Source organism: Klebsiella sp. 10982, assembly GCF_048589245.1.
GTDB lineage: Bacteria > Pseudomonadota > Gammaproteobacteria > Enterobacterales > Enterobacteriaceae > Klebsiella > Klebsiella quasivariicola.
The window spans coordinates 244,141-266,866 of sequence record NZ_JBMAXV010000001.1 but is presented as its reverse complement, the minus strand read 5'-3'; the positions used below and the strand labels follow the sequence as shown (position 1 = coordinate 266,866).

Here is a 22,726-nt window from a genome sequence, read left to right as displayed (position 1 = left end):
TCATGATGAAAGCGCATCACTCACACAGCTATCCCTTGCTCAGTGCCTTACTGTTTTTCTTTTTCGTGACCTGGTCGTCATCCGGCTCCCTGCTCTCCATCTGGCTTCACCAGGAGGTAGGGCTGAAAGCGGGCGATACCGGCTTCATTTACGCCGTCTTGTCGGTTTCCGCGCTGTTTGCGCAAGTTTGCTATGGCTTTATCCAGGACAAGCTGGGGCTGCGCAAACATCTGCTCTGGTATATCACCGCGCTGCTGATCCTCTCCGGTCCGGCGTATCTGCTGTTCGGCTACCTGCTGAAAATCAACGTCCTGCTGGGCAGTGTATTCGGTGGGATCTACATCGGCCTGACCTTTAACGGCGGTATCGGCGTGCTGGAATCCTATACCGAGCGCGTGGCGCGTCAGAGCCAGTTTGAATTCGGCAGGGCGCGGATGTGGGGATCGCTGGGCTGGGCGGTGGCTACTTTCTTCGCCGGTCTGCTGTTTAACATTAACCCGCAGCTTAACTTCCTCGTCGCCAGTTGTTCCGGGCTGGTATTCTTTATCCTGCTGGCGCGGCTGCGGGTCTCCTCGGCGCCGCATGCGATGCAGGAGGCGGTATCGGGCGGTAAGGTGACGCTGGAAGATGCGCTGCGCCTGCTGACGCTGCCGCGGTTCTGGGCGCTGGTCTTTTTCGTCATCGGCACCTGCATCTACGGCGTCTATGATCAGCAGTTCCCGGTCTATTTCTCATCGCAGTTCGCGACCCTGCAGCAAGGCAATGAGATGTATGGTTATCTCAACTCCTTCCAGGTGTTCCTCGAGGCGGCCGGCATGTTCTGCGCGCCGTGGCTGGTGAACCGCATCGGCGCCAAAAACGGCCTGATTTTCGCCGGGATGGTGATGGCTATGCGCATGGTGGCTTCCGGCCTGGTGGAGGGGCCGCTACTGATCTCTATTACTAAGCTGCTGCACGCGGTGGAGCTGCCGATACTGCTGGTGGCTATCTTTAAGTACAACAGCCTCAACTTCGATAAACGCCTCTCTTCCACCCTCTATCTGGTGGGTTTCGCCTGCACCAGCTCGATCATTGCCAGCATTTTGTCGCCGCTGGCGGGCTACAGCTATGAAAAATATGGCTTCGCTCAGTCCTATCTGATCATGGGCCTGCTGGTGTTCTGCACCACCTTTATCTCCATCTTCTTGTTGCGTTCCGGCAAATCCTCCGCCGATCCGCTGGTGTCGCAACCTACCGCTATCTGAATCAAAAAGAGTGAAAATGATGACTTACACAATCTCCCGGGCTGAACAGGTACTGCAGACACAACGCCAGGCGCTCAATCTGCGCTGGTATCCACACTATCACCTGGCGGCCCGCGCCGGGTGGATCAACGACCCTAACGGTCTGGTGTGGTTCGACGGCTGGTACCATGCCTTTTATCAACATCACCCGTACTCCACCCAGTGGGGGCCGATGCACTGGGGGCATGCGCGCAGTAAGGATCTGGTGCACTGGGAGCACCTGCCGGTGGCGCTGGCGCCGGAGGGGCCGGAAGATAAAGACGGCTGCTTCTCCGGTTCGGCGGTGGTCGATGGCGATACCCTGGCGCTGATTTACACCGGGCATAAGTTCCACGGCGATCCTGGCGACGAAGCCAATCTGTATCAGGTGCAGTGTCTGGCCACCAGCCGCGACGGGATCCATTTTGAGCGCCAGGGGATGGTGGTCGACACCCCGCCGGGCATGCACCACTTCCGTGACCCGAAGGTCTGGCGGGAAGGGGATAGCTGGTACATGATCGTCGGCGCGCGCGAAGGCGATACCGGCCAGGTGCGGCTGTACCGTTCAGCGGATCTGCGCCAGTGGCAGGATGCGGGCGTGCTGGATGAAGCGGAAAGCACCATGGGCTACATGTGGGAATGCCCGGACTTCTTCACTCTCAACGGTAAGCGCGTCCTGATGTTTTCTCCGCAGGGGATGCAGGCCGAAGGGTTCCGCAACCGCAATCTGTTCCAGAGCGGCTATCTGATCGGTGAGTGGCAGCCGGGGCAGCGTTTTATTCGCCACGGCGACTTCCGGGAGATGGACCACGGCCACGATTTCTATGCTCCGCAAAGCTTCGCCACCCCCGATGGCCGACGGATCGTGATTGGCTGGCTGGATATGTGGGAGTCGCCGCTGCCGGAGCAGCAGGACGGCTGGGCGGGCATGCTCTCCCTGCCGCGGGAGCTGAGCCTCAGCGCCGATAACCGCCTGCAGATGCGCCCGGCGAAAGAAGTGGAGAGCCTGCGCGGCGCCTGGTTCCCGTGGCCGGTCAGCACCCTGAACAACCAGCAGACCACGATGGTCGACAACTGCGAGGCGATGGAGGTGCACCTGCGCTGGGACTGCGCCCGCAGCAGCGCCGAGCAGTATGGTCTGCGCTTTGGCGATGGCCTGCGCCTCTACGTGGATGCCCAACAGCAGCGTCTGGTGGTGGAGCGGCATTATCCGCAGTTTGGCCTGTGCGGGACGCGCAGCGTGCCGTTGGCCGCCGGGGCGGATCTCAACCTGAGGATATTTTTCGATAGCTCTTCGGTTGAGGTTTTCGTCAATGATGGCGAAGCCTGCCTGAGCAGCCGTATCTATCCGCAGGCCCCTTGCCGCGAATTAGCGTTATTTGCCTGGAGCGGCTCGGCGGCATTAACTGAAGCCGGTGCCTGGCAGCTCGAATAATAATAAGGCTGTTGTCGTTAATAACCCGTCTTTGACGATGGGCGGGTTATTATTGCCTGCATCGTCGTGCGTTACCCATTAATAACAAATTTAGTTCATTCCATAATAAAAGGGTTTACCGATGAATAAAATCTGGGTCGGGTGTTTTCTCACGTCGCTGTATCTGCCATCCGTTATGGCGCAGGCGCCGTTATCGCTGGAGGATCGACTGGCGCAAATGGAGCAGCGGCTAAAGGCAACGGAGGCGCGCGCCGCCAGCGCAGAGGCGGAAATTAAGACGCTGAAAGGCCAGCAGCAGGCCACGACGGTCGCCCGCGCGGCGCCGGCTACGCCGCGCCTGCAGCTAAACGACAATGGCGAATTAAAATTTTATGGCGATGTCGAATTTAACCTCGATGGCGCCAGCCGCACCGGCAGTCTGACGTCGGTCAAAACCAGCGCGAATAAAAGCTGGGCGCCCGGCGATAAAGAGCGCTGGGATATTAACGGTCGTATTCTGCTGGGTTTCGATGGCAGGCGAAATGGCGCCGACGGGCAATATGCCGGTTTCAGCGTACAGCCGCTGGCGGATATGGATGGCAAAATGAATCTTGATGATGCGGTATTTTTCTTTGGCCAGCAGGATGACTGGAAAATAAAAATAGGCCGCTTTGAAGCCTGGGATATGTTCCCCCTGAATCAGGACACCTTTATTGAATATTCAGGCAATACCGCCAACGATCTCTATTCCGACGGCTATGGCTATATTTACATGATGAAAGAGGGACGCGGGCGCAGCAGCAGCGGCGGCAACCTTCTGTTCAGCAAAACGGTGGATAACTGGTATTTCGAGGTTAACACCCTGGTGGAGGACGGCAGTTCGCTGTTTGTCGATCAGAACTATCACGGTAACGCGCTGGAAAACCGCAAAAATGTGGTGTACGTGCGGCCGGTGGCGGCGTGGCAGTCCGGTGCCTGGTCGGCGGCGGCAGCGATAGAGAGCAACCTCGTCAACAATGCTTACGGCTATGAGAACCAGAGCGGACGCTGGGTCGACCAGTCTAATCGCACCGGCTACGGGCTGACCATGAGCTGGAACACCCTGAAAAGCGATCCGCAGGATGGGGCGGTGGTCAATCTGAGCAGCGCCCTGCTGGACGCCGAGGACGAAACCGACTTCAGCGCCGGGATCAACGCCCTGTGGCATCACGTGGAGCTGGGCTATATCTACGCGCATAACAAAATCGACCAGTTCAATATGGCCGGGGTGAGCAGCGAATGCGATGGCGACTGCGCTATCCTCGCGCCGGGACGCTATGACATCCATACCCTGCACACCTCCTGGCAGTTGCCGAATATGATGGCGATGCCGAACTTCAATATTTACCTTGGCGCCTACGCTTCGTGGCTCGATTCCACGGCGGCGAAGAGCGGGAATCCCGATGAACGCTATGGCGCCCGGGTGCGCTTTAAATATTTCTTCTGACAGGCTACTCAGGCAGGCTCTCCCGCGGCGGACGCCGCGGGAGCGTTCAGACGGGCAGGTTAGCGCATTGCGCGGCGCAGAATGCGGTCGGTCTGGCGCTGGAAGTCCTCGGCCGCTTCTTCCACCGACTTTTTACCGTAGTCGATGTACTGCAGGGTGGTGCCGAACTGGGCGACGATCTGCGGATCGTCGAAGTACGGCGAGACCGACAGCGTGGTCGGCAGGGATTGCGCCAGCTTCAGGCCGGACACCGCCGGATCGTCGGCTTTGATTACCCCGTCCTCGGTCAGGTAGTTAACCGCCGCTTTACTCAGCGGCACCCCGCGCTCCAGTCCAAGAATATCCACCCCTTCTTTGCTGTTCAGCAGGAAGTTAATCACTTTCGCCGCCGCCTGCGGGTTTTTCGTCGATTTGCCAATCGACAACATTTGCGCGGGCTTGAAGAACAGTCCGGCGTCGGTGGCGCCCGGCAGCATCGGGTATTCCCCCAGCACCAGCTTCGCCGGCGGCTTCAGGTTATCGGAATATTTGTTGATGGTGGAGTTCCACATGTAGGTCCCGCCCCATTCCCCCTGGATCCACGGCTTCATTTCGTACATGTTGCTCTTGCCGAAGGAGGCATAGTAGCGGGTGTCCGGCATCACATGGCTGTCGATAAGCTTCTTATACATCCCGAAGAAATCCGCCCACTGCGCTTTGCTGTAGGAGAATTTACGCCCTTTCTCATCGATGGCCGGCTGATTGTATTTTTGCACCATATAAGAGTTGAGCAGGGCCAGCACGTCCTGGTGTTCGAGCACCACCGGGTAGTACTGTTTCCCGAGCTTGCTTTCGAAAGTTTTTCCCGCCGCCATGAGTTCATCCCAGGTTTTCGGGAAGGGGATGCCCGCCTTTTTCCATGCTTCGTCGTTAAAGTAGAAGACGCGGGCGGTGACGGAAATTGGAATACCGTTAAGCTTGCCGTTGACCGTGGTGGACTGCAGTTCTTTGGCGTCGAACTGGCTGAGGTCGATCTCGTCTTTCAGGGTATTCAGATCGTAAAAGCCATCGCCATTTTTCGAAAAGATCGGCAGCCAGTTCCAGTTAGTCTGCATCACGTCAGGCTCGGTACCGCCGGCAATCTGGGTGGTCAGGCGCGAAAGATGGCCGTCCCAGCCGGTGTATTCTGCTTTAACGTTGATGTCGGGATGTTGTTTGTGGAATTCCTCCAGCGCCTTGAGGGTCACCTGATGGCGGCCATTGCCCCCCCACCAGGACATGCGCAGGTCGACATCCTGCGCCAGCGAGGAGAAGGCGCTAAGGCCCAGAGTGGCGGAGAGAGTAGCGCTTATCAGCACGTTTTTCATTGTTATGCTCCAGGGTTCACAGAGAGAGGTTCTGTTCGGTTTTGGCGTCAAAGATGTGACACTTGTTGAGATCAAAGGTGAAATAGACTTTTCGATTCAGTCCTTTAGCAATCATTGGCTTCGCATCGTCCGACGGCACGCGAGCGGTCAGCTCGTAGCCCGCGACCTGCAGATAGACAAAGAACTCATGCCCCATGTTTTCCACCCGCACCATCTCGCCCATGCAGCCGCCTTCGGCAAACGGTTCATCGGAGAGAGAGACAAACTCCGGGCGCACGCCAAAGAACACCTGCTGATTCTTATGGGTCTCAACTTTGCTTTGCAGCCGATCGTTGAGCGGCAGCCGCTGATCGCCCAGCGTCAGATGCAGACGACCGTTGTGCTCAACCAGCTGGCTGGGGCGAATATTCATCTCCGGCGCGCCGATAAACCCGGCGACAAACATATTTTTCGGCTGGTGGTAGAGATTGTCCGGGGTATCAACCTGCATAATGTGGCCAAGCTTCATTACGCAGATGCGGTCGCCCATGGTCATCGCTTCCGTCTGATCGTGGGTGACGTAGACGGTGGTCGCCGGTTTGCCGGATTTTTTCAACTGCTTATGCAGATCGGAAATGCGGATCCGCATCGAGGCGCGCAGTTTGGCGTCAAGGTTGGAGAGCGGTTCGTCGAACAGGAAAACGTCCGGTTTTTTGACGATCGCCCGACCCACCGCCACGCGCTGCGCCTGGCCGCCGGAGAGCTGGCGCGGCAGGCGATCGAGCAGTTCTTCCAGTTCGAGAATTTTCGCCGCTTCTTCCACCTGTCTGTCGATTTGCGCCTTCGGCAGCTTGCTCAGCTTCAGGCCGAAGGCGAGGTTTTCGCGCACCGTCATATGCGGATAGAGGGCGTAGTTCTGGAACACCATCGCGATGCCACGTGATTTTGGCGCCAGGTTGTTGACGATTTTGTCCCCAATCCGCACCTCGCCGCCGCTGATGGTTTCCAGACCCGCCAGCATGCGCAGGGTGGTCGATTTGGCGCAGCCGGAGGGGCCGACGATCACCATAAATTCGCCATCGGCAATCTTCAGGTCGATACCATGCACCGCTTTAAACCCGTTGGAGTAAACTTTTTCCAGTTTGTTGAAAATGACTTCAGCCATGATATTTCCCTCTTAACCTTTGATTCCGCTGCTGGTCACGCCCTGCACGAAGTAGCGTTGAGCCAGGAAGAAGACAATGATGGACGGCAGAATGGAGATACTCGCCATTGCCAGAATTTCGTTCCACGGCGCGCCTTCCGTGACGTCGATGGACATTTTTAGCGCCAGCGCGATGGGATACTTATCGACGCTGTAGACGTAGATCAGCGGGCCGATAAAGTCGTTCATCGACCACATGAACTGGAACAGCGCCACCGAGATAATGGCCGGCTTGAGGATCGGCACGACCACGTACCACAGCACCTGGATGGAGTTGCAGCCGTCGATCTGCGCCGCCTCTTCCATATCGCGTGGGACGCCGCGCAGAAACTGGATCAGCATGAAGACAAAGAATCCCTGGGTGGCGAAGGCCAGCGGCAGGTACAGCGGCAGATAGCTGTTCAGCATCCCCATTTCACGGAACATCAGGTACTGCGGGATCAGCAGGACGGTGCTCGGCAGCAGCATGGTGGTGATGAGCGTCGCGAACCAGAACTTCTTCCACGGGATCTCAAAGCGTGCAAAGCCGTACGCCACGATGGTGGAGGAGATGATCGTTAACACCACCTTCGGGATCACATACTTAAAGGTGTTCAGCATATAGTGGCCGAAATGGTATTCGGTGCCGGTTTTCCAGCCATTAATAAACCCGTCCCAGGTCGCGTGGGCAGGCCACAGTCCGAGGGTGATGAAGATCTCATGGTTCGGCTTGAACGAGGCGGAGAACATCCACGCCAGCGGGTAGAGCATCAGCAGGCCGACGAATATCAACACGACGTAGCGTACCACCCGACTCACCTTTTCCCGACGCAGCGTACGAGCGACCTCACGATCGGCGTCGCTCATTACCGGCGCCATCTGTTGAATATCAGCCATTTTTGCCTCCCTTATCGGCGGAGTAGAAGACCCAGTATTTCGATGACTTAAAGGCTATCGACGCAAAGACGGCGACCACGAGGAACAGCACCCACGCCAGCGCGGCGCCATAGCCCATGTCGAAGTACTTAAAGGCGGTGTCGTAGATGTAGAGTGAGAACAGGTAGGTGTAGTAGGTTGGGCCGCCGCCGGTTATCACGTACGGGCCGGTAAACTCCTGGAACGCCTGGGTAGTCTGCATAATAAAGTTGAAGAAAATCACCGGGGTGATCAGCGGCACGGTGACCTTCATGAACATCTGCCACTTCGAGGCGCCGTCGATCATCGCGGCTTCATACTGCGACTGCGGCACGTTCTGCAGCGCGGCGAGGAAGATGACCATCGCGGAGCCAAACTGCCAGACGCGCAGCAGGGTGACCGACATCAGCGCCAGCGACGGTTCCCCCAGCCAGTTGACGGCATCAACGCCAAAGACGGCGAGAAAGCTGTTCAGCAGGCCGTCAATAGCGAACAGGGCGCGCCACAGCACGGCAATCGCCACCGAGCTGCCGAGGATCGACGGAATGTAGTAGGCGGTACGGAAAAAGCCGATGCCGCGCAGTTTGAAATTGAGCACGAAGGCAATGCCGAGGGCGAAAGCCAGTTTTAAAGGAATGGTTAAAAAGACGTAGGCAAAGGTCACCCCCATCGATTTCCAGAACAGGCTATCCTCGGTCAACATATAGCGATAGTTTTCGATGCCGTTAAATACCGGCGGGCTCATCAAGTCGTACTCAGTAAAACTGAGAAAGAAAGATGAAACAAAAGGAAAAGCGGTAAAGACAATCAGCCCGATGATATAGGGCGATATCCATGCCAATCCCAGCAGCTTGTTTTCATTCATACATACCTACCTGGCTTACGAGTTGTAATACGGATCCGCTGACGCGGCACGGTTGGCTTTGTGCCACCAACAACGCAAAATGTCTGAACGTTTCCTTTGATTAACATATCCTTGTTAATTAAATAGTTAGAGTGAATTTGGCCCGCGGAAGAGAGACTCACAGGCTCGCTTTTATGCTGCTCTATTTTTTATAAAACACCGTTTTAATTTCATTTTATTGCGATTTATTTCTGCGTCATGCAGATCTGAATGGAAATGTGATCAAAGTCGAAACGATGTTTCAAAAAGGTGAGGTGGTAAGCATTTTGCTCGTAAAAGGCGGCCTGAAAGGAATGAAAAATTAGGCTTAACTGAGCGGGAAATATTATTACCAGGATAATGATTGGGACAGCATCTTTTTATTAGAGGGCGCAGGGCGGTAACCGGGGACGGCGATCGCCCCCGTTATGGATTAGGCTTCAAGAAAATCTTCGCGGATGGGAGTAAAGGTATCGAGCAGCGTGCCAGGCTGCAGGCAGACGCAGCCGTGCATGATCCCCGGCCGCTTATACAGCGTATCGCCGGCGCTGACGACGCGCGTCTCCTCGCCGATGGTGAACTCAAACTCACCGGAAAGTACATAGGTGAGCTGTTCATGGGGATGGTTATGCATCGGGCCAATGGCGCCGGCGGCAAAATTTACCTCCACAGCCATCATTTTGCCGTCATGGGCCAGAATGCGGCGGGTCACGCCGTTACCGAGGTCTTCAAGAGTGGTGTCTTTATGCAAAATAAACATCTGGCGATCCTGTTGTTAAAGTGAAACGTTGTTTCAATTAACTTATCTTACTCTTCGGCAAAAAGAAATGTCCGGCCAGAGAAGTGGAAAGTTGATCACAAGTTTGCTTCACTGGCAGAAACGACATAAGGAGCAGAAGATGAAAACCATTGGCCTGTTAGGCGGCATGAGCTGGGAGTCCACGATCCCCTATTATCGGTTGATCAATGAAGGGATTAAGGCGCGGCTGGGTGGGCTGCACTCCGCTAGCCTGGTGCTGCACAGCGTCGATTTCCACGATATCGAAGCCTGCCAGTCCGCCGGCGACTGGGAGCGCGCCGGGACGATCCTTGCCGACGCCGCGGTCGGGCTGCAGCAGGCGGGGGCCGAAGGCATTGTCCTGTGCACCAACACCATGCATAAAGTAGCGGATGCCATCGCCGCCCGCTGCCAGGTTCCCTTCCTGCATATCGCCGATGCCACCGGGCGGGCGATTGCCGCCAAAGGCCAGCGCCGGGTCGCGCTGCTGGGCACCCGATATACCATGGAGCAGACCTTTTACCGCGGCCGTCTGCAGGCGCAGTTTGCCATCGAGACGCTGATCCCCGAGGCCGACGATCGGGCGCGGATCAATCAGATCATCTTCGACGAACTCTGCCTCGGCACCTTCAGCGAGGCGTCGCGGGATTATTATCTGCAGGCGATCGCCGCCCTGGCGGAGCAGGGGGCGGAAGGGGTGATTTTCGGCTGTACCGAGATTGGCCTGCTGGTGCCTGCCGAACTCAGCCCGCTGCCGGTCTTTGACACCGCGGCGATCCATGCGGAAGACGCGGTCAACTTTATGCTCTCTGCAGGACCGACGCCAGCGGCGTGAGGATCTGCGGCAGACTCTCCTGCAGGTGTGCAACAAAGGCGTCGACCAGCGCCGATCGCGGGCGGTGGAGCGGGCGGATCAGGCTGACGGTAAACGGCACCTCGACGCTAAAGCGGCGCACCACCACGCCGCTATCGGCATAGTCCAGAGCGGTCAAGGGATTCACCACCGAGATCCCGGCGCCGGCGCGCACCATGGCGCAGATCGAGGCCGCGCTGTGGGTTTCCACCACCATCCGCCGTTTAACCTGATGCTCAAGAAACAGGGCGTCGAGCAGCTGGCGATAGCTGTCGGTGCGCGACAGGCTGATGTAGTTTTCGCCCTGAAAATCGGCGGGGGTCAGCGTCGTCTGTGCCGCCAGCGGATGGCCGGCGGGCAGCACGCAGACTTCATTCAGCGTCAGCAGCGGGGTGCGTTCGGTGCCCGCCGGGGTATGCAGGGTCTCCGTCAGGCCAAGGTCATGGCGCTGGGCGGAGAGCCACTCCTCCAGCAGCGGCGACTCCTGGGGGACGATCTGCAGGCTGACCTCCGGGTAGCGAGCGAGAAACGGCGGCAACAGCAGCGGCAGAAAGGACTGGGAAAAGACCGGCAGGCAGGCGATCGACAGCTCCCCCTGGCGAAACTCGCGCAGGCTCTCGGCGGCGCTGACGATGCGGTCCAGGCCGTACCAGGATCGCTGAACCTCCTCAAACAAACGCAGGCCCTGCACCGTCGGCTGCAGGCGACCGCGGGTCCGCTCAAACAGCTGCAGGCCGAGCACCTTCTCAAAGCGCGCCAGTTCACGGCTGACGGTGGGTTGCGAGGTGTGCAGCATCCGCGCCGCTTCGGTCAGATTGCCGGTGGTCATCACCGCGTGGAAGATTTCGATATGACGCAAATTGACGGCTGGCATGCGGTCTCCATGAGGCTCGGCTGAAACCATATCATTTTTGCATAGAGTCGCGATAAAACGATATTTTTTATTCGTCAGGCACTGTGGCGTAATCAGAAAAAACAGCGACCAACACACGCACTGCACCGGAGTTCCTATGCCACACTCGCTTTACGCCACCGATACTGACCTGACCGCGGACAACCTGCTGCGCCTGCCCGCGGAATTTGGCTGCCCGGTCTGGGTCTATGATGCGCAGATTATTCGCCGCCAGATTGCCCAGCTCAGTCAGTTTGACGTGGTGCGTTTTGCGCAAAAAGCCTGCTCTAACATCCACATTCTGCGTCTGATGCGTGAGCAGGGGGTGAAGGTGGACTCGGTATCGCTGGGGGAGATCGAGCGGGCGCTGGCGGCGGGCTACGATCCGCAGCAGGATCCAGAGGATATTGTCTTTACCGCCGATCTGATTGACGACGCCACCCTCGATCGGGTGAAGGCGTTACAGATCCCGGTGAACGCCGGCTCGATCGACATGCTGAGCCAGCTGGGCGAGGTGTCGCCGGGCCATCGCGTCTGGCTGCGCGTCAATCCGGGCTTTGGCCACGGCCACAGCCAGAAAACCAATACCGGCGGTGAGAACAGTAAGCATGGCATCTGGTACAGCCATTTGCCGGCGGCGCTGGAAGTGATGCGTCGCTATCAGCTGCAGCTGGTCGGGATCCATATGCATATCGGCTCTGGCGTTGACTATGGTCACCTGGAGCAGGTGTGCGGCGCGATGGTGCGTCAGGTCGTCGACTTTGGCCAGGATCTGCAGGCCATCTCCGCCGGCGGCGGTCTGTCGATTCCTTACCGCGAAGGTGAAGAGGCCATCGACACCGCCCACTATTATGGCCTGTGGAACCGTGCCCGGGAGCAGATCGCGGCCCATCTGGGGCATCCGGTGAAGCTGGAGATTGAGCCAGGACGCTTCCTGGTGGCCGAGTCCGGCGTGCTGGTGTCGCAGGTGCGCAGCGTGAAAGAGATGGGCAGCCGTCACTTCGTGCTGATTGACGCTGGCTTTAATGACCTGATGCGCCCGGCGATGTACGGCAGCTATCACCATATCACCGCTCTGGCGGCGGATGGCCGGGATCTCAGCGCCGCGCCGCAGGTGGAAACCGTGGTGGCCGGGCCGCTGTGCGAGTCCGGGGACGTCTTTACCCAGCAGGAAGGGGGCAAAGTTGAGACCCGCCTGCTGCCAGCGGTGGTGCCTGGGGATTATTTGGTGCTCCATGACACCGGCGCCTACGGGGCTTCGATGTCATCCAACTACAACAGCCGCCCGCTGCTGCCGGAGGTGCTGTTTGATGGCGGCAAGGCGCGGCTGATCCGCCGTCGCCAGACCATCCAGGAGCTGCTGGCCTTAGAGCTTATTTAAAAAAAGGCCCCGTCGTTACCGACTCGCGCAGCACCAGCGTGCCGGTAAACGGCGGGATCGTTTCGATCGGCTGCTGATTGGCGAGCTTGATCGCCTGATCGATAGCCGTGGTGATCATGTTGTCGATCGGCAGATAGACCGTCGACAGTCCCGGCTCCAGCCATTTCGCGCTCGGCGCATCGTCGAAGCCAAACAGCGACACATCCTGCGGAATACGCAGCCCCGCCTGATGCAGCGCCTTTGACGCCCCCAGCGCCATATCATCGTTACAGGAAAACAGCGCGCTGAAGCGGGCCTTCTCCTCAAGCAGTTCCCGGCACAGTTCATAGCCGCGGGTCATCGTCGAGTCTCCGTATTTCACCCGGCTCGGATCCCACTCAATACCATGTTTTATCAGCGCGTTGCGGTAGCCCTGCAGGCGCGCCTGGCCGGTAGGGGTATGCATCGGGACGGTGATGCAGGCGATATCGCGGTGGCCCTGGGTAATCAGATACTCCACGGCCTGGAAGGCGGCTTCCTGCTGTTCGAAGAACACACAGCGTTCGCGGGCCTGCGCCACATCGCGGTTAATTACCACCAGCGGCATGGCGATCGAATTAATCAGCGACATAATCGCCTTTTCGCTCATGTGTCGGGTATAGAGGATGATCGCATCGCACTGCCGGTCGGCGAGCATCTGTACCGCTTCCTCTTCGCGCTCCGGCGTGTCATGGCCGTCGGTGACGATAAGCTGCTTTCCCCAGGCCTCCGTCTGGCGTGACGCCTGCTGCAGCAGACGGCCAAAGTAGAAGCCGTCGAAGGTGGAGACGACCAGCCCGATACTGTTGCTGGTCTGATTGGCCAGCGAGCGGGCAAGGAAATTGGGCCGGTAGCCCAGCTCTTCCATCGCTTTAAAGACCTGTTGGCGGGTGCTTTCTTTCACCTGACCTGTGCCGTTCAACACGCGGGAAACCGTCGCTTTCGAGACGCCTGCGCGAATTGAGACATCCAGCATTGTAGCCATTCATCGATTCCTGATTTCACGTGGTAAGGCGCAGTTTATCACAGACCGAAAAGGGACATATCGACGGGGCGGGGCGGAAAAACCATCGCGATCACGCTTTTGGCAGGAACTGACGAGCCGGCATAGTCTGGTATGCCAATGTCAATTTTATCGAATATTTGGGATACCACACCGTGCGTTGCGAGCGCTGTCACAGAACTATTTTTGCCTGGCGACTATGTTTTGGTATGCCAAAAGTCTCTGGCTGTCCACCTGGCCGCAATAAGCCCTTTACTCTGAGGTACTCTTTTATGGCATTACAGGACAAACTGATCGACGCGCTGGGGCGTTTCGCGACGACATTCAACAGCTATCGCTACATTATGGCGATCAAATCGGCGTTTATTACCCTGATGCCGGTGATCATCGTCGGGGCCTTTTCGGTACTGATCTCCAACATGGTGCTGGATCCGAAGAACGGGCTCGCCAGCTTTTCCTCGCTCTCCTTTCTTGCAACGCTGAAGCCCATCACCAGCGCGCTGAACTACGCCACGCTCAACTTCCTCAATATCGGCGCTGTATTTCTGATCGGCATTGAGCTGGGGCGGATCAACGGCATCAAAAGCCTGTTTCCCGGCCTGCTGGCGGTGATCTGCTTTATCTGCGTGACGCCGACCACGGTCGAGATGATGGTCGATGGCCAGATGCACGTGGTGAAAGATGTCCTGCTGCGCCAGTTCTCCGATACCCGCAGCCTGTTCCTCGGGATGTTCATCGCCATTCTGTCAGTGGAGATTTACTGCTGGCTGGAGGGGCGCAAGGGACTAAAGATCAAAATGCCTGATACCGTGCCGCCGAACGTTTCCGCCTCTTTTTCCGCGCTGATCCCGGCGATCATCACCACCACCGCGATCGCCACCCTGGGTTTTCTCTTTCACCAGCTGACAGGGATGTATCTCTACGATGCGGTCTACCAGGTGGTGCAGAAGCCGCTGGAGCGGGTGGTGCAGAGCCTGCCGGGGATCCTGCTGCTGATGTTCGTCGCCCAGCTGTTCTGGGTGATCGGCATTCACGGCAACCAGATGATCAAGCCGATCCGCGAGCCGCTGCTGCTGGGGGCGATCACCGTCAACATGAGCGCTTTTGAGCAGGGGAAAGAGGTACCGAACATCATCACGATGCCTTTCTGGGACGTTTACATGAGCATTGGCGGCTCGGGGCTGACCATCGGCCTGCTGATTGCGGTGATGATCGCCACGAAGCGTAAAGAGATGAAAGAGATTGCCAAGCTGTCGATAGGCCCGGGGCTGTTCAATATTAACGAACCGGTGATCTTCGGGATGCCGATCATGCTCAACCCGATCCTCGCCATCCCGTTTATCCTTACCCCGCTGGTGACCGGCAGCATTGGCTATTTCGCTACGCTGACCGGCTTCGCCGGCAAGGCGGTGGTGATGGTGCCCTGGACCACGCCGCCGCTGATCAACGCCTGGCTCTCCACCGCTGGCTCAATGGGGGCGGTGGTGACCCAGCTTATCTGCATCGTCGTCGCGGTGCTTATCTATCTGCCTTTCGTCAAAATCGCCTCCCGCCGTGCCGATGCCGCGCAGCGTCAGGCCGACAATCAACAGACCGCCAACCCTGTCTGAGGAGCTTATGACTACCGTACGGATGACCATTCCCGATGATTTTATCCTTGGCGCGGCGGCTTCCGCCTGGCAGACCGAGGGCTGGAGCGGAAAAAAACCGGGGCAGGACTCCTGGCCCGATCTCTGGTACAAAAACGACCGCCACGTCTGGCATAACGGCTATGGCCCGGCGGTGGCCACCGATTTTATTAACCGCTTTCAGGAAGATGTGCAGTTGATGAAGCTGGCCGGGCTGACCCACTACCGCACCTCAATCAACTGGTCGCGCTTTCTGACCGACTATGAAAACATCACGGTGGATGAGGAGTATGCGGCCTATTACGACCAGCTGTTCGACGCGCTGCTGGCCAACGGCATCACGCCGATGATCTGCCTTGAGCATTATGAATTGCCCGGCTATCTGCTGGAAAAGTATGGCGGCTGGGGGTCGAAAAAAGTGGTTGAGCTGTTTGTGCGCTACGCGGAGCAGGTCTTTGCCCGCTATCACTCGAAGGTGACCCGCTGGTTTACCTTTAATGAGCCGATCGTGGTGCAGACCCGGGTCTATCTGGATGCCCTTCGCTGGCCCTATGAGCAGAACACCAGCACCTGGATGCAGTGGAACTACCATAAGGTGCTGGCGACCGCCAGCGTCGTGAAGCGGTTTCGCGAGCTAGGTTATCCCGGAACCGTCGGCTGCATCCTCAATCCGGAGGTGACCTATCCGCGCTCCCGTGCCCCCCATGACCTGCGCGCGGCGGAGATCTACGATCTGTTCTACAACCGCATGTTCCTCGACCCGCTGGTGCACGGGGTCTGGCCGCCGGAGCTTCTTGCACTGCTTGAGCAGCATCAGGTGACATGGGACGCCAGCGCGGAGGATCTGGCGATTATCCGCGAGCACACCGTCGATGAGCTGGGGATTAACCTTTACTATCCGCACCGGGTCAAAGCCCCATCGCGGGCCTGGCACCCGCATACTCCGTTCCATCCGGCCTGGTATTATGAGCCGTTCGAGCTGCCCGGCCGGCGAATGAACGCCTCCCGCGGCTGGGAAATCTACCCGCAAATCATCTTTGATATGGCGATGCGTATAAAAAATGACTATCGCAACATCCCCTGGTTCGTGGCGGAGAGCGGGATGGGCGTGGAAAACGAAGGCCAGTTCCGTAACCGCGAAGGCGTCATCGATGACAGCTACCGCATCCGTTTTATCAGCGAACATCTGTGGCACACCCTGCGCGCCCGCGAGGCAGGGGCCAACTGCCAGGGTTATATGCTGTGGGCGTTTACCGACAACGTATCGCCGATGAACGCCTTTAAAAACCGCTACGGGCTTATCGAAATCGACCTGCAAAACCATCGCGCCCGGCGACCCAAAGCCTCGGCGCACTGGTTTCGTCAACTGGGCGAACGGCGTGAACTGGTGCTGGATATCGATGATGAATACCGCTAGCCGGGGGGAATCTTTGCTAAGATAGCGGCGTATTTGACTCCCAGGCATGTAAGGCACAGGTGATTTTGTGGAAAAAGCGATAATTCCGCCGGAAAAGAAGCCCTATCAGGAGATTGGTGATGACCTGCGCGCCCAGATCGCGCAGGGGCGCTACCCGGTCGGGTCGCGTTTGCCGCCGGAACGCCATATTGCCGAAACCTATGGCGTCAGCCGGACCATCGTGCGCGAAGCGCTGCTGATGCTGGAGCTGCAGGGGACGGTGGATATTCGTCAGGGATCCGGGGTGTACGTCATGCGCATTCCCCACGAGAACGACAGCGAAGAGGAGCAACTGCTCAGCAGCGACGTCGGTCCGTTTGAAATTCTGCAGGCGCGCCAGCTGCTGGAGAGCAACATCGCCGCCTTTGCCGCGAAAATGGCTACCCGCGCCGATATCGACAATCTGAAGCGGATTATCGAACAGGAGCAGCGGGCTATCGCCCTCAACGACACTGCTCAGGATAACGCCCGTCTGTTCCATCTGGTGCTGGCCGGGGCGACGCAGAACCAGATGCTGCTGGCGACGGTAGAGCGGATCTGGCTGCAGATGGACAGCAGCCCGCTGTGGCAGCAGTTCAATGTGCATATTGCCAGCCGCGCCTGGCGGCTGAAATGGCTCGGCGACCGGCAGACGCTGCTTGCCGCGCTGCGGCGTCGCGATGTGATGGGCGCCTGGCAGGCGATGTGGCAGCATCTGGAAAACGTTAAAAACAGTCTGCTGGAGCTGTCCGATGAAGACGCCCCGGATTTTGATGGCTATCTGTTCGACTCGGTGCCGATTTTCCAGGGGAAGCTGGTATGACGATCCTGCCGCTGTACGCTGCGCCGCAGTTCGCCCCGCAGGTGACCGACTGGCTGTGGCACGCCTTTGGCGGCGAGACGCTGCCGCGGGAATTCTTCGCCAGCATTGTGCAGCATAGCCAGACGGCGGAGGCGCTGCCATTGACCTTTATTGCCGTGGAAGGCGAGCAGTTGCTCGGAACGATTGGCCTCTGGCGCTGCGATTTAATCAGCCGCCAGGATCTGTTTCCCTGGCTGGCGGCGCTGTACGTCGCGCCTGCCGCCCGCGGTCAGGGGCTGGCCGGGAAACTGCAGCGGCATGTGATCGATTATGCCCGCCGCGCGGGCTTTCGGGAGCTCTATCTCTATTCCGCCTGCCGGGATTTCTATGAACGCTACGGCTGGCGCTACCTCGGCGAGGGGCTGGATTACCCGGCCACCGCCGTGCATCTCTATCGCTACGACTTATCGCCTTCCTGCGGGGCGACCACCGAGTGACGGCGCACCAGCGTCGGGCTGAACAGATGGGTGATCTCCGGCGCCGGGCGCTGCTCCGCCAGCGCTAAGGCCAGCTCGGCCGCCTGGGTCGCCATGGTGACGATCGGGTAGCGGACGGTAGTCAACCGCGGGCGGACATAGCGCGAAATCAGGACATCGTCGAAGCCAATCAGCGAAATCTCCCGCGGAACGTCGATGCCGTTGTCATTCAGCACCCCCATCGCGCCGGCGGCCATCGAGTCGTTATAGCAGGCGACGGCGCTAAAGTGGCGGCCGCGGCCAAGCAGTTCGGTCATCGCCTGTTCGCCACCGCTTTCATCCGGCTCGGCAAAGGTGACCAGCCGGTCGTTGCACGGCAGGCCGCTCTCTTCCAGCGCCGCGTAGTACCCCTGCAGCCGATCTTCCGCATCGGAGATATCATGGTTTGAGCACAGATAGCCGATACGCGTGTGCCCCTGCTGGATCAGATGGCGGGTCGCCAGCCAGGCGCCGTAGCGGTCGTCCAGCGCCACGCAGCGGGTTTCATACCCGGGCAGGATGCGGTTGATCAGCACCATGCCGGGGATCTGCTGCATCAGCCCGGCGAGTTCCTCATCGGGGATCATTTTGGCGTGCACCACCAGCGCCGCGCAGCGATGGCGAATTAACTGCTCTATCGCCTGGCGCTCCTTCTGCACGTTGTGGTAGCCATTACCAATCAGCAAAAAATTGCCGGTACGGTAGGCCACCTGTTCAACGGCTTTGACCATCGCGCCGAAAAAGGGGTCGGAGACATCGCCCACCACCAGACCGACGGTTTCCGTGGACTGCTGGGCCAGCGCCCGGGCGTTTGCGTTGGGATGATAATTGAGGGTTTCCATCGCCGCGCCTACGGACTGGCGTGAGGCTTCGCTGGCTTTGGGAGAGTTGTTGATGACGCGGGAGACGGTAGCGACGGAGACTCCTGCGAGTCGGGCTACATCCTTAATTGTCGCCATACCATGCCTTTTATAGGGTAAGCGTTTACATACTGCTATGTTACGGGAAAGAGCGGCAGATTCAAGGCACAGCGGCGAAGGAATGGCGCAAATGTGATTCAGACCGGGCTAATGGGTAACTTGTTTACATTGACGCCATCGCTAATTGAAACCGGCGCAGGGAAATACAAACCTTTGCTTACACTTTGCGATGCGCTGTTGCGAATGTTCGCTGGTTTGTTCGCGGACCCGGTTGATATTCTGGCTATCCCAGAGGTATTGATAGGTGGAGTCAACGTCACGTTGACCACTTTACTTACACCAGCCTGCGCAGATGCGCAGGTTTTTTTTTGCCCGTCGTCGACGGTGTTACAGATAGCGAAAATCGTAATACCTGGTTGCACTTAGGCTCACTCCCTTGCGTTTTCCCGCTGGTCCGTTACGGGCGAAAAACGCGACAATCGAGATCCCAGAGGTATTGATAGGTGAGTTTCTTAGGTACGCTCTTCGTACTGAATGTCTTACACCAACCTGCGCGGATGCGCAGGTTTTTTTTATTCCGAAAATCTCCCCGCTGCACTGCTTTCCCATGCCTTCTCGTGTAACCTGCTTTGACTCATCAACCGGTCACATGGAGTTGTTATGCTTTTGGGATTTTTCAGACTGCTGTTCAAGGGGTTATACCGGGTCAGACTGACCGGCGACACGCAGGCTTTATACCAGCAAAAGGTCTTAATTACCCCGAACCACGTCTCTTTCCTCGACGGCATTCTGCTGGCGCTGTTTTTGCCGGTCCGACCGGTTTTCGCGGTCTATACCTCGATCAGCCAGCGCTGGTTTATGCGCGCGCTGACGCCAATTATCGATTTTGTGCCGCTGGACCCGACCAAACCGATGTCGATCAAACATCTGGTGCGCCTGATTGAGCAGGGGCGGCCGGTGGTCATCTTCCCGGAGGGGCGAATTTCGGTCAGCGGCTCGCTGATGAAAATTTATGACGGCGCCGCCTTTGTCGCCGCTAAATCGCAGGCGACCATCGTGCCGCTGCGCATTGAAGGCGCCGAACTGACGCCGTTCAGCCGGCTGAAGGGGCTGGTGAAGCGTCGCCTGTTCCCGCGTATTCAACTGCACCTGCTGCCGCCCACCCATCTGCCGATGCCCGAGGCACCGCGCGCCCGCGACCGGCGCAAAATTGCCGGGGAAATGCTGCATCAGATCATGATGGAAGCCCGGATGGCGGTGCGTCCGCGGGAAACCCTGTATGAGTCGCTGCTGGCGGCGCAGGACCGTTTCGGCGCGCGCAAACCCTGCGTGGAGGATATCAACTTCCAGCCGGATACCTATCGCAAGCTGCTGACCAAGACCCTGTTTGTTGCCCGCATTCTGGAAAAATACAGCCAGCCGGGTGAGAAGATCGGCCTGATGCTGCCTAACGCCGGCATCAGCGCGGCGGTGATTTTCGGCGCTATCGCCCGCGGGCGTATTCCGGCGATGATGAACTATACCGCCGGGGTGAAAGGGCTCAGCAGCGCGATAGCCGCCGCGGAGATCAACACCATTTTCACCTCGCGCACCTTCCTCGATAAAGGCAAACTCTGGCATCTGCCGGAGCAGCTGACCCAGGTGCGCTGGGTATTCCTCGAAGATCTTAAAGGCGATATCACCCTCGCGGACAAACTGTGGATTTTCGGTCATCTGCTGGCGCCGCGTCTGGCGCAGGTTAAGCAGCAGCCGGAAGACGCAGCGATGATCCTCTTCACCTCCGGCTCGGAGGGCAATCCGAAAGGGGTGGTGCACAGCCACAAGAGTCTGCTGGCCAACGTCGAGCAGATCAAAACTATCGCCGACTTTACCGCCAACGACCGCTTTATGTCGGCGCTGCCGCTGTTCCACTCCTTTGGCCTCACCGTCGGCCTGTTGACGCCGCTGTTTACCGGGGCGGAAGTGTTTCTCTATCCCAGCCCGCTGCACTATCGCGTGGTGCCGGAGCTGGTCTACGATCGTAACTGTACCGTTTTGTTCGGTACCTCGACCTTCCTCGCCAACTATGCCCGCTTCGCTAACCCCTATGATTTCTACCGCCTGCGCTACGTGGTCGCCGGGGCGGAGAAGCTGCAGGAGAGCACCAAACAGCTGTGGCAGGATAAATTCGGCCTGCGCATCCTCGAAGGCTATGGCGTGACCGAGTGCGCGCCGGTGGTATCAATTAACGTGCCGATGGCGGCGAAGGTCGGCACCGTGGGCCGCATTCTGCCGGGGATGGACGCCCGCCTGCTGGCGATGCCCGGCATTGAGCAAGGGGGACGGCTGCAGCTGAAAGGGCCGAACATCATGAAAGGCTACCTGCGGGTGGAAAACCCCGGGGTGCTGGAAGCGCCAGCGGCGGAAAACCAGCACGGCGAAATGGAAGCGGGCTGGTATGACACCGGGGATATCGTCACCTTCGACGAGCAGGGCTATGTCCGCATCCAGGGCCGCGCGAAGCGTTTCGCCAAAATCGCCGGCGAGATGATCTCCCTCGAGATGGTGGAGCAGGTGGCCCTTGGCGCGTCGCCGGACAAGATGCACGCCACAGCGATTAAACAGGACGCCAGTAAAGGCGAGGCGCTGGTGCTGTTTACCACCGATAATGAACTGACTCGCGAAGCCCTGCTGCGCTATGCTCGCCAGCACGGGGTGCCGGAGCTGGCGGTACCGCGAGATATACGCTGGCTGAAGCAACTGCCGGTGCTCGGCAGCGGCAAGCCAGACTATGTCACCCTGAAAAACATGGTCGACGAGGCGGAAACAACCCATGAGTGAGTCAGTACATACTAACCCTTCGCTGTACTCGAAAGGGATGCTGGCGGTGATCTGCGCCCAGTTCCTGTCGGCCTTCGGCGACAACGCGCTTCTCTTCGCCACCCTGGCGCTGATGAAACAGCTCTATTATCCAGAATGGAGCCAGCCGGTCCTGCAGATGTTGTTTGTGGGCGCTTACATTCTTTTTGCCCCCTTTGTCGGCCAGTTTGCCGATAGCTTTGCCAAAGGCCGGGTGATGATGGTGGCCAACGGCCTGAAGCTGCTCGGCGCCGGCTGCATCTGCTTCGGCGTCAATCCGTTTATCGGCTATACGCTGGTGGGGATTGGCGCCGCCGCCTACTCGCCGGCCAAGTATGGCATTCTCGGCGAACTGACTACCGGCGATAAGTTAGTGAAGGCTAACGGACTGATGGAGTCCTCGACCATCGCGGCGATCCTGCTGGGCTCCATGGCCGGCGGGATCCTCGCCGACTGGCACGTGCTGGCGGCGCTGATCGTCTGCGCGCTGGTCTACGGCGGGGCGGTGGTGGCAAACCTATGGATACCCAAGCTGCCGGCGGCGCGCCCGGGGCAGTCGTGGCGTTTTAAGCCAATGACGCACAGCTTCTTCAGCGCCTGCCGCACGCTGTGGCGCAACGGCGAAACCCGCTTTTCGCTGATGGGGACCAGCCTGTTCTGGGGCGCTGGCGTGACCCTGCGCTTCCTGCTGGTGATCTGGGTGCCGGTGGCGCTGGGCATTACCAGCAACGCCATGCCTACCTATCTTAATGCGATGGTGGCGGTGGGGATTGTGCTGGGGGCCGGGGCGGCGGCGAAGCTGGTGACTCTGGAGACGGTATCGCGCTGTATGCCGGCGGGAATATTGATCGGTATCGCGGTGATGGCCTTTGCGGTGCAGCAGTCGCTGCTGCCGGCGTTCGGTCTGCTGTTACTGCTCGGGGTGTTCGGCGGGTTCTTTATCGTACCGTTGAACGCGCTGCTGCAGGAGCGTGGGAAACATTCGGTCGGGGCGGGTAACGCCATTGCGGTACAGAACCTGGGCGAAAACGTGGCGATGTTGCTGATGCTGGGGCTCTATTCCCTGGCGGTGAGCGTGGGCGTTCCGCCGGTCGCCGTCGGCACAGGATTTGGCGCGGTGTTTGCCGTGGCCATCGCCGCGCTGTGGATCTGGGGCCGGCGTAAATAACCTCCTGGCTTGCGCTGCGCTTAACCG

19 protein-coding genes are annotated in these 22,726 nt (G+C 58.6%); 11 read left to right on the top strand and 8 right to left on the bottom strand.

The features are described 5' to 3' along the window. Nucleotides 1-2 precede the first annotated feature (2 nt). From ACKLKD_RS01225 to ACKLKD_RS01215, 3 genes are all read left to right on the top strand, one after another. Nucleotides 3-1,244 (top strand): MFS transporter, encoded by a 1,242-nt coding sequence (locus ACKLKD_RS01225; protein ID WP_025711278.1) that lies wholly within the window; start codon nt 3-5, stop codon nt 1,242-1,244. A gap of 19 nt (nt 1,245-1,263) precedes the next feature. Next, entirely contained in the window at nt 1,264-2,697 is a 1,434-nt protein-coding gene (locus ACKLKD_RS01220; RefSeq protein ID WP_025711279.1) for a glycoside hydrolase family 32 protein, read from the top strand. 121 nt (nt 2,698-2,818) lie between these two features. Beyond that, entirely contained in the window at nt 2,819-4,162 is a 1,344-nt protein-coding gene (locus ACKLKD_RS01215) for a carbohydrate porin (protein WP_025711280.1), read from the top strand. 59 nt (nt 4,163-4,221) lie between these two features. Here ACKLKD_RS01215 and ACKLKD_RS01210 read toward each other — a convergent pair whose 3' ends face one another. From ACKLKD_RS01210 to ACKLKD_RS01190, 5 genes are all read right to left on the bottom strand, one after another. Beyond that, nucleotides 4,222-5,508: an ABC transporter substrate-binding protein gene (locus tag ACKLKD_RS01210; protein ID WP_025711281.1), complete on the bottom strand. Its 1,287-nt coding sequence runs from the start codon at nt 5,506-5,508 to the stop codon at nt 4,222-4,224. Nucleotides 5,509-5,524: 16 nt separating this feature from the next. Beyond that, on the bottom strand, nt 5,525-6,652 hold the full coding sequence (locus ACKLKD_RS01205; protein ID WP_025711282.1) for an ABC transporter ATP-binding protein: 1,128 nt from the start codon (nt 6,650-6,652) through the stop codon (nt 5,525-5,527). 12 nt (nt 6,653-6,664) lie between these two features. After that, nucleotides 6,665-7,567: a carbohydrate ABC transporter permease gene (locus tag ACKLKD_RS01200; protein WP_087804661.1), complete on the bottom strand. Its 903-nt coding sequence runs from the start codon at nt 7,565-7,567 to the stop codon at nt 6,665-6,667. Beyond that, entirely contained in the window at nt 7,560-8,450 is an 891-nt protein-coding gene (locus tag ACKLKD_RS01195; protein WP_080897057.1) for a carbohydrate ABC transporter permease, read from the bottom strand. The genes ACKLKD_RS01200 and ACKLKD_RS01195 overlap by 8 nt, the downstream gene beginning before the upstream one ends. Before the next feature lie 451 nt (nt 8,451-8,901). Beyond that, nucleotides 8,902-9,228, bottom strand: coding sequence for a cupin domain-containing protein (locus ACKLKD_RS01190; RefSeq protein WP_025711285.1), 327 nt, complete (start codon nt 9,226-9,228; stop codon nt 8,902-8,904). A 139-nt stretch (nt 9,229-9,367) separates the two neighbouring features. Here ACKLKD_RS01190 and ACKLKD_RS01185 point away from each other — a divergent pair, with 139 nt between their 5' ends. Next, the gene (locus ACKLKD_RS01185; RefSeq protein ID WP_025711286.1) at nt 9,368-10,081 is read left to right on the top strand and encodes an aspartate/glutamate racemase; all 714 of its coding nucleotides are present in this window, start codon (nt 9,368-9,370) and stop codon (nt 10,079-10,081) included. Here the strand turns inward: ACKLKD_RS01185 and ACKLKD_RS01180 are convergent. Further along, entirely contained in the window at nt 10,047-10,973 is a 927-nt protein-coding gene (locus ACKLKD_RS01180; RefSeq protein WP_025711287.1) for a LysR family transcriptional regulator, read from the bottom strand. The two genes, ACKLKD_RS01185 and ACKLKD_RS01180, sit on opposite strands and share 35 nt — an antisense overlap. 136 nt (nt 10,974-11,109) lie before the next feature. On the opposite strand from ACKLKD_RS01180, the gene lysA reads away from it, so the two are divergent. Beyond that, the gene (lysA, locus tag ACKLKD_RS01175; RefSeq protein WP_025711288.1) at nt 11,110-12,372 is read left to right on the top strand and encodes a diaminopimelate decarboxylase; all 1,263 of its coding nucleotides are present in this window, start codon (nt 11,110-11,112) and stop codon (nt 12,370-12,372) included. On the opposite strand, the gene ACKLKD_RS01170 is transcribed toward lysA, so the two are convergent. Beyond that, nucleotides 12,365-13,366, bottom strand: a complete 1,002-nt coding sequence (locus ACKLKD_RS01170; RefSeq protein ID WP_165931855.1) for a LacI family DNA-binding transcriptional regulator — start codon at nt 13,364-13,366, stop codon at nt 12,365-12,367. The genes lysA and ACKLKD_RS01170 overlap by 8 nt on opposite strands. A gap of 299 nt (nt 13,367-13,665) precedes the next feature. Between ACKLKD_RS01170 and ACKLKD_RS01165 the strand changes: the two genes are divergently transcribed. The 4 genes from ACKLKD_RS01165 (at nt 13,666) to ACKLKD_RS01150 (ending at nt 17,755) form a co-directional block, all read left to right on the top strand. After that, complete coding sequence (locus ACKLKD_RS01165) at nt 13,666-15,003, top strand: PTS sugar transporter subunit IIC (protein WP_087804659.1); 1,338 nt, start codon at nt 13,666-13,668, stop codon at nt 15,001-15,003. 7 nt (nt 15,004-15,010) lie between these two features. Beyond that, on the top strand, nt 15,011-16,438 hold the full coding sequence (locus ACKLKD_RS01160) for a glycoside hydrolase family 1 protein (protein ID WP_025711291.1): 1,428 nt from the start codon (nt 15,011-15,013) through the stop codon (nt 16,436-16,438). 67 nt (nt 16,439-16,505) lie between these two features. Further along, nucleotides 16,506-17,279: a GntR family transcriptional regulator gene (locus ACKLKD_RS01155; RefSeq protein ID WP_004205433.1), complete on the top strand. Its 774-nt coding sequence runs from the start codon at nt 16,506-16,508 to the stop codon at nt 17,277-17,279. Continuing rightward, entirely contained in the window at nt 17,276-17,755 is a 480-nt protein-coding gene (locus ACKLKD_RS01150) for a GNAT family N-acetyltransferase (protein WP_025711292.1), read from the top strand. Before ACKLKD_RS01155 ends, ACKLKD_RS01150 begins: the two co-directional genes overlap by 4 nt. Here ACKLKD_RS01150 and galR read toward each other — a convergent pair. Continuing rightward, nucleotides 17,716-18,732 carry an HTH-type transcriptional regulator GalR gene (gene galR / locus ACKLKD_RS01145; protein ID WP_025711293.1) on the bottom strand — a complete coding sequence of 339 codons (1,017 nt, stop codon included), beginning with the start codon at nt 18,730-18,732 and terminating at the stop codon, nt 17,716-17,718. The genes ACKLKD_RS01150 and galR overlap by 40 nt on opposite strands. A gap of 621 nt (nt 18,733-19,353) precedes the next feature. Between galR and aas the strand changes: the two genes are divergently transcribed. Continuing rightward, nucleotides 19,354-21,513, top strand: coding sequence for a bifunctional acyl-ACP--phospholipid O-acyltransferase/long-chain-fatty-acid--ACP ligase (gene aas, locus ACKLKD_RS01140; protein WP_087804657.1), 2,160 nt, complete (start codon nt 19,354-19,356; stop codon nt 21,511-21,513). After that, nucleotides 21,506-22,699 carry a lysophospholipid transporter LplT gene (gene lplT, locus ACKLKD_RS01135; protein ID WP_087804655.1) on the top strand — a complete coding sequence of 398 codons (1,194 nt, stop codon included), beginning with the start codon at nt 21,506-21,508 and terminating at the stop codon, nt 22,697-22,699. The genes aas and lplT overlap by 8 nt, the downstream gene beginning before the upstream one ends. Nucleotides 22,700-22,726: the final 27 nt, after the last annotated feature.